Below are 7,405 nucleotides of genomic sequence, written 5' to 3'. Positions count from 1 at the left end.
TGAACGTTATTTTTGCAAAACATAGTAATCCTCCTCTACGTACTGATTTTGATATTATTATATCATAATTACTACGTTTGGAAGTAATTACAAGCTTTTTGTGGGATAATCTTAATATCATTTACGTATATTTCACTATTTTACTATCTTATGATTAAAAACTATTATTGTGACGTTACTCGCCAATATTAGAAAATAAAATACCAGTTAAAGTGATTTTGCATCACATCAACTGGTATTCTAAAATTTTAATATTATCATTCTTGATTATTACTATTGACTACTTATTAATGTATTTGTCATAAAAATTATCATCACTTGATGATATATACATAATTCCCTCAATTATTCCAAGTATTATTGGTATATAAGTCCAACAAAAAATCAAATATAAGAATCCTGTTTTGATATTACCCAAATAAAACTTGTGAACACCAATACCTCCAAGAAAAATGGCAAGTAATCCTGCTATAATTTTATTTTTATTTGTTTGTCGAATGCCAGCTGGAGTGTATATTGGATAACGATTATAATATTGTTGCTTATGTTGTTGCACCTGTTGTGGATGATATTGAACTTGTACATTTACAGGTTCACCACAGTATTTACACTCAGTTGCATTTATATCAATTGCTGCCCCACATGATGAGCATTTCTTTTCACTCAATTAAATCACTTCCTCGAAAGATATATTTTCTAGTTACAATTGTCTATCAATAATAGTCAAAATTAATTTTTATTAATTTTGACTTAAATATCTAAAAACACATACTTATACATAATTTTACACACACTGTGTATTTATTCTATATTGCCCAATGTTATTCGTACACCTTTATTATATAGTATCTTTGTACGAAATATATGTTTTTAGTTATTATAGTTATATATTTTTTAATTTTAGTGACTATTTTCTTGCTCATTACACATTTTAACAAAACCATCCTATATTAAAGTAAGATAACTGTTAATATATGTACCTCTTAATATGTATGATATAGTAGATAGCATGTTATAATGACTTATGAAAGATAAATATAATTAATAATATATACGCAAAAATATGAATGAGAAAGGAAATATAATGAATAAGCTATTATTTCAAGCAAGTAACCTTGTTTATAAATCTAATTTGATTTATAAAAATATAAAAATTGAGCAAGGTAAAGTTAATTTTATAGTTGGAGAAAGTGGATGCGGAAAAAGCACATTTTTAAAACTACTTAATCAATCTATAAATCCGACATCTGGTGAATTATTATATAAAGGAAAACCAATAAACTCCTATGACCCAATTAATCTACGACGTGAAGTAAGTTTAGTTTCTCAGGAGGTTTTTCTATTTGATGAAAGCATAACGGATAATTTTAAAACTTTTTATGAACTAAGACAAAAAACTCCACCTACAAAGGAATATATAGCATACATTACTAATCTTTGCTGCGTAAATGTTCCTCTTGACCAAATAGCATCTACACTATCCGGTGGCGAGCGTCAAAGAGTTTATATATCTATTTTTTTATCATTATGCCCAAGTGTTATATTGCTTGACGAACCTACTTCTGCATTAGATGAAAAAAACAGCCATAAAATAATGATTAACATAAAAAACTTCTGCATGACAAAAAATATTGATCTTGTAATTGTAAGCCACAATAAAGCTATCCTTGATGAATTTTGCGAACATAAAATTGAAATAGTAAAGGAGGCATAAACATGGAAGGTGCAGTAGAACTTGGTCTTTTTCAGTTTTCACTTATTTATTTACTTCTAATTGTAGTACTAATAATTATGAAAAAATCTAAGGTTAATCAAGCAAAACTTCTTTTAATTGCAAGTTTAAGAATGTCAGTTCAACTTGTAATCGTAGGTTACATACTTCAATATGTGTTTAAAAATCCAAATCCACTATTTACTATAATCTTCTTAATACTTATGATATCATTTTCTATACATAGAGTGATTCAAGGTAGAAAAGATTTAAATACCAATTTTAAAATTGCCATAGGTGCTTCTTTAACATTTTCAGGGCTTTTTGTTTTAATTTTTTTTGTAACTATAGTTGTTGGAAAATCTATATTTAACCCTCAATATACTATACCACTTGCAGGTATGATTATAGGAAACGCTATGACCGGAGTAAATATTGCAATAAAAACCTTTATGGATGACATAAGTAAGGAAAAGAATAAAATTAGTACATTACTCAATTTAGGAGTAGAACCTAAAGATATTCTAAAGCCTTTTGCTAATAATGCTTTAGAAACTGCCTTAATTCCTACAATGAATTCCATGTTGGGAATGGGAATAATTTTTTTACCGGGAATGATGACTGGACAAATGTTATCAGGTACATTACCTACCACAGCCATTATGTACCAAATAGCTATTATGATTGCTATTTGCTGCTCCGTTTGTACAACAATTTTCTTATCTCTAAATTTAGGATATAAGTTCTTATACAATAATAGGAAACAATTTTTATAAGTTTAACAACATTTTGGAAGCTTCAAGTCTGCCCTCTTCTATAAGTGGCAGTTGTCTAGCCTAGAAAAATTGCTTTGGTGGAAGTCTAAATCTACTTCCAAAGTTGTTAATATTGCAGCAACCCAGGAGATGATTTAATAAACTACCTATATTACTTTAATTATAAAAACTGTATAATTAATTTAGCAGCTTTTACAATTAAAAATCAGCTTTCTAGCTTAGAATCATATTTTCGAAGAATGGAACATATTTGTCATATAAATTTCTTTATTCAATAAGTCCCTATGTTTATGTACCTTAGTAAGGTATTTTATTTTATTACAAATAAAAAAAGCGCATTTTTTACGCTTTTTGGCTTTATAATTTTCACTCTATTCTTCCTTTAAAGTCTTTACCCATTCATGATGGAATATCCCATCTTTGTCTACTCTTTCAAATGTATGAGCTCCAAAATAATCTCTCTGAGCCTGAAGCAAATTTGTTGGAAGTTTAGCACTTCTATAACTATCATAATACATTACTGCACTAGAAAATCCAGGAACTGGAACACCTAAATTTACAGCTGTGGATACAACAAACCTTAAGTCCTTTTGATAACTTAGAAGTATATTCTTAAAATATGAATCTAGCATCAAATTTTCTACATTTAAATTCTTTTCATAAGCTTCATTTATTTTGTTAAGAAATTGAGCACGAATAATACAACCTCCTCTAAATATTTTAGCAATTTCCCCATATTTAAGGTCCCATCCATACTCCACTGATGCTACTTTCATAAGTGCAAATCCTTGTGCATACGAGCATATTTTACTTGCATAAAGAGCCTTTCTTACCGCCTCAATAAATTCATCAATGTTTCCTTCAAATTTTGTATTTGGTCCTTTTAACATGTTACTTGCAGCAATTCTTTCCTCTTTAATTGAAGACAAACAACGTGCATAAACAGCTTCTGTTATAGTAGGTATTGGTACTTCTAAATCTAAAGCACTTTGACTAGTCCATTTTCCTGTTCCCTTCTGTCCCGCTTTATCTAAAATAATATCAATCATATATTTGCCAGAATCACTATCTTTTTGTGCAAATATTTCACTAGTTATTTCTATTAGATAACTATTAAGTTCACCCTTATTCCACTTTGCAAAAACATCATGAATTTCATCATTTGTTAGCCCTGCTACTCCCTTTAAAAGTGAATATGCCTCGCAAATAAGTTGCATGTCCCCATACTCTATGCCATTATGAACCATCTTTACATAATGACCTGCACCATTTGGACCTATATACGTAGAACAATGTTCGCCATCTACCTTTGCAGATATAGCATTAAAAATCGGCTTAACTATTTTGTAAGCCTCAAAATCTCCTCCAGGCATAATTGCTGGTCCTTTTAAGGCTCCTTCTTCTCCACCTGAAACTCCAGTGCCTATAAATCTGAAACCCAACCCTTCAAGTTTTTTGCTTCTACGTATTGTATCCATAAAAAATGAATTGCCCCCATCAATTAATATATCTCCTTTTGCGATATATGGTATTAATTTATCTATAGTTTCATCAACAGACATTCCTGCTTTAATCATAATTAATATTTTCCTTGGAGTTTCTAGAGAATTCACAAATTTCTCAATAGAATATTCACCCTTTATCTTTTTCCCTTTCGCTTCTATCAAAAAAGATTCTGTAGTAATTCTATTCCTTGAATACACAGAAACGGATATTCCTCTGCTCTCAATATTTAATGCCAAGTTTTTGCCCATAACCCCTATACCTAGAACTCCAACTTGTTGTCTATCCATTTAAATTCCTCCTTTTTTTTAAAATAGCTCCCATAGAATCATAGTATATATTATACTAATACATTCCATATATTATTCAATAACACATATAAAAATTGCTATTATATCTTTTAAAACACAAAGGAAGTTTATATTATATTTCTAAAACTTAAATGATAAAACAAACCTGCAGTCTAAAAATACAACTACAGGTTTTATATTCACTAATTTTTCTTACTTTCTTTTACCCATTCATGATGGAATGTTCCTTCTTTATCTTTTCTTTCAAATGTATGTGCTCCAAAATAATCTCTCTGAGCCTGAAGTAAATTTGCGGGCAGTTTTGCGTTTCTATAGCTGTCATAGTATGTTAATGCACTTGAAATTGAAGGAATTGGAATTCCTAAATTTACAGCTGTAGATACAACAAAGCGAACGTCCATTTGATAACTTTGAAGGATATCTTTAAAATACGAATCTAACATTAAATTCTTAAGATTTGCATTTTTTTCATAAGCATCATTTATTTTATTGAGGAATTGTGCACGAATAATACACCCACCTCTAAATATTTTAGCAATCTTTCCATATTCTAGATCCCAATTATACTGCACTGATGCAGCTCTCATTAGCGCAAACCCTTGAGCATATGAGCATATTTTGCTTGTATAAAGAGTACGCCTTACAGCTTCTATAAACTTATCTATATCCCCTTTAAATTCTATACTTGGCCCTTCTAATACATTACTTGCAATAATTCGTTCATCTTTTATTGCGGACATGCAACGTGCAAAAACAGATTCTGTTATTGTAGGTATAGGCACGGCTAAATCAAGAGCACTTTGACTAGTCCATTTTCCTGTTCCCTTTTGCCTTGCTTTATCTAAGATTATATCCACCATATATTTCCCAGACTCATTGTCCTTTTGTGCAAATATATCACTAGTTATTTCTATTAGATAACTATTAAGTTCTCCCTTATTCCACTTTGCAAAAATATTATGAATCTGATCATTAGAAAGACCCGCAACTTGTTTTAGGAGTGCATAAGCTTCACAAATAAGTTGCATGTCTCCATATTCTATACCATTATGAACCATTTTTACATAGTGGCCAGCTCCATTTGCACCAATATATGTACAACAAGGTTCTCCATCTACTTTAGCTGATATAGCAGTAAGAATGGGTTCAACTAATTTATAAGCCTCAAAATCTCCTCCTGGCATAATCGATGGCCCTTTTAACGCTCCTTCTTCTCCCCCTGAAACTCCTGTTCCTATGAATTTATAACCCATCTCTTCAAGTTTTTTGCTTCTACGTATTGTATCCATAAAAAATGAATTGCCAGCATCAATTAATATGTCACCCTTTGATATAAGTGGTATTAATTTTTCTATAGTTTCATCAACAGGTCTCCCTGCCTTTATCATCATCAATATTTTTCTTGGAGTTTCTAGTGAATTTACAAATTCCTCTAGAGAATATGTTCCTTTGAATTTTTTCCCCTTTTCTTCTATTAATAACTCCTTCGTCGTAATTTTATTTAGATCGTATACCGAAACAGATATTCCTTTACTTTCAATATTAATCGCCAGATTTTTGCCCATGACGCCTATACCTATAACTCCAAATTGTTGTTTATCCATAATATATGTTCCTCCTCTAAAAAAGACTTATATAGGAGAAGCAAGCTACTCCTATATAATATTTTAATGTATAACCATATTTAATAATAAAACCATAACTAAACCAACCACAGAAATTATGGTTTCGAGTACTGACCAAGATTTTAACGTTTCAGGTATTGATAAATTAAAATATTCTTTAAACATCCAAAATCCAGGATCATTAACATGTGAGAATATTAGGCTTCCTGCACCTGTTGCGAGTACCATAAGTTCTGGGCTAGCACCTGTTGCTATAACTAATGGTCCTACAATGCCTGCTGCTGTAAGTCCTGCTACTGTTGCAGATCCTAATGCTATTCTAAGTATTGCTGCAATTGACCATGCAAGTAATAATGGTGAAATAGCTGATCCTTTCATAATTTGAGCAACATAATCTGCAACTCCACTATCTACTAAAACCTGTTTAAATGCTCCGCCTCCACCTATTATTAATAGTATCATAGCAATAGCTGCTATTGATTCAGTTACAGTTTTCATAACTTCAGGCATCTTTTTGCCCATGTTTAGTCCAAAAGTGAATATAGCTAAAAGTACAGCTATAAGAAGTGCTATTACTGGATCACCTAAAAAATTAGTGTAATTTAATATAGGTGAAGTTTTTGGTAAATTAATAGTAGCTATTGCCCTTGCTGCCATAAGTATTACTGGCACTAAAGCTGTAAACACACTTATCGTAAAACTAGGCATTTGTTTATCCGTAAATATCTTAGGATTATATAAACCTTTTGGTATATCATGTTCCATATGTTTTAAGAATTTTGTAAGTACAGGACCCGCAAGAATTACTGCTGGCACCGCACAAACAATACCATAAATTAAAGTTTTGCCCAAATCTGCTTTATAAATAGCAGCTATAGCTGTAGGGCCTGGATGTGGTGGTAAAAATCCATGAGTTGCTGAAAGTGCTGCTGCCATTGGAACTCCTATATATAAAAGTGGAATATCAGCAGCTGCTGCTATAGAAAATACTAATGGAAGTAAAAGCACAAAACCTATTTCATAAAATAAAGCAATACCAACAATAAACCCGGTTATTATAACTGCTAATTGTATATGTTTTTTCCCAAACTTATCAATCAACGTAAGAGCTATTCTTTGAGCTCCACCACTATCTGCCATAAGCTTACCTAACATAGCGCCAAACCCAAGTACTAGTGCTAGAGTGCCTAATGTACCACCAACGCCCTTCGTAATAGAAAGAACAACACTTGGGAGTGGCATACCTTCCAAAATTCCTACTGATAATGCTACAAGAATTAATGACAAGAAACCATTTAATTTAAAAGCTATCATAAGAACTAATAATAACACAACTCCTAAAGCTACAATTAATAATGGCATAATAAAATCCCCCTTGTATAATCTAATTATAAGTTTGATAAGAAACCTTCTTTAAATAATACGAATGATTTCTTACTTATCTTTATTAATGTTAATGTTTATTTTTATTCATTTCTA

6 protein-coding genes are annotated in these 7,405 nt (G+C 30.9%); 2 read left to right on the top strand and 4 right to left on the bottom strand.

All coding sequences use genetic code 11. The features are described 5' to 3' along the window. Window positions 1-280: 280 nt before the first annotated feature. Complete coding sequence (locus tag KPL38_RS17325) at window positions 281-667, bottom strand: TM2 domain-containing protein (RefSeq protein ID WP_216290392.1); 387 nt, start codon at window positions 665-667, stop codon at window positions 281-283. A gap of 396 nt (window positions 668-1,063) precedes the next feature. Here KPL38_RS17325 and KPL38_RS17320 point away from each other — a divergent pair, with 396 nt between their 5' ends. Then, a complete protein-coding gene (locus KPL38_RS17320; RefSeq protein ID WP_246578022.1) occupies window positions 1,064-1,714 on the top strand; it encodes an ABC transporter ATP-binding protein in 651 nt (216 codons plus the stop codon). 2 nt (window positions 1,715-1,716) lie between these two features. Next, on the top strand, window positions 1,717-2,487 hold the full coding sequence (locus KPL38_RS17315) for an ABC transporter permease (RefSeq protein ID WP_216290391.1): 771 nt from the start codon (window positions 1,717-1,719) through the stop codon (window positions 2,485-2,487). Window positions 2,488-2,858: 371 nt separating this feature from the next. Here the strand turns inward: KPL38_RS17315 and gnd (KPL38_RS17310) are convergent, their stop codons facing one another. From gnd (KPL38_RS17310) to KPL38_RS17300, 3 genes are all read right to left on the bottom strand, one after another. After that, window positions 2,859-4,280, bottom strand: coding sequence for an NADP-dependent phosphogluconate dehydrogenase (gene gnd, locus KPL38_RS17310; RefSeq protein WP_216290390.1), 1,422 nt, complete (start codon window positions 4,278-4,280; stop codon window positions 2,859-2,861). Window positions 4,281-4,483: 203 nt separating this feature from the next. Further along, window positions 4,484-5,905 (bottom strand): NADP-dependent phosphogluconate dehydrogenase, encoded by a 1,422-nt coding sequence (gene gnd / locus KPL38_RS17305; protein ID WP_216290389.1) that lies wholly within the window; start codon window positions 5,903-5,905, stop codon window positions 4,484-4,486. A 63-nt stretch (window positions 5,906-5,968) separates the two neighbouring features. Beyond that, on the bottom strand, window positions 5,969-7,288 hold the full coding sequence (locus tag KPL38_RS17300) for a gluconate:H+ symporter (RefSeq protein ID WP_216290388.1): 1,320 nt from the start codon (window positions 7,286-7,288) through the stop codon (window positions 5,969-5,971). Window positions 7,289-7,405 lie beyond the last annotated feature (117 nt).

Source organism: Clostridium psychrophilum, from assembly GCF_018861705.1.
GTDB lineage: Bacteria > Bacillota > Clostridia > Clostridiales > Clostridiaceae > Clostridium_AD > Clostridium_AD psychrophilum.
Note: the sequence above shows the minus strand (reverse complement) of the source record. Positions and strands in the feature narration are given on the sequence as shown.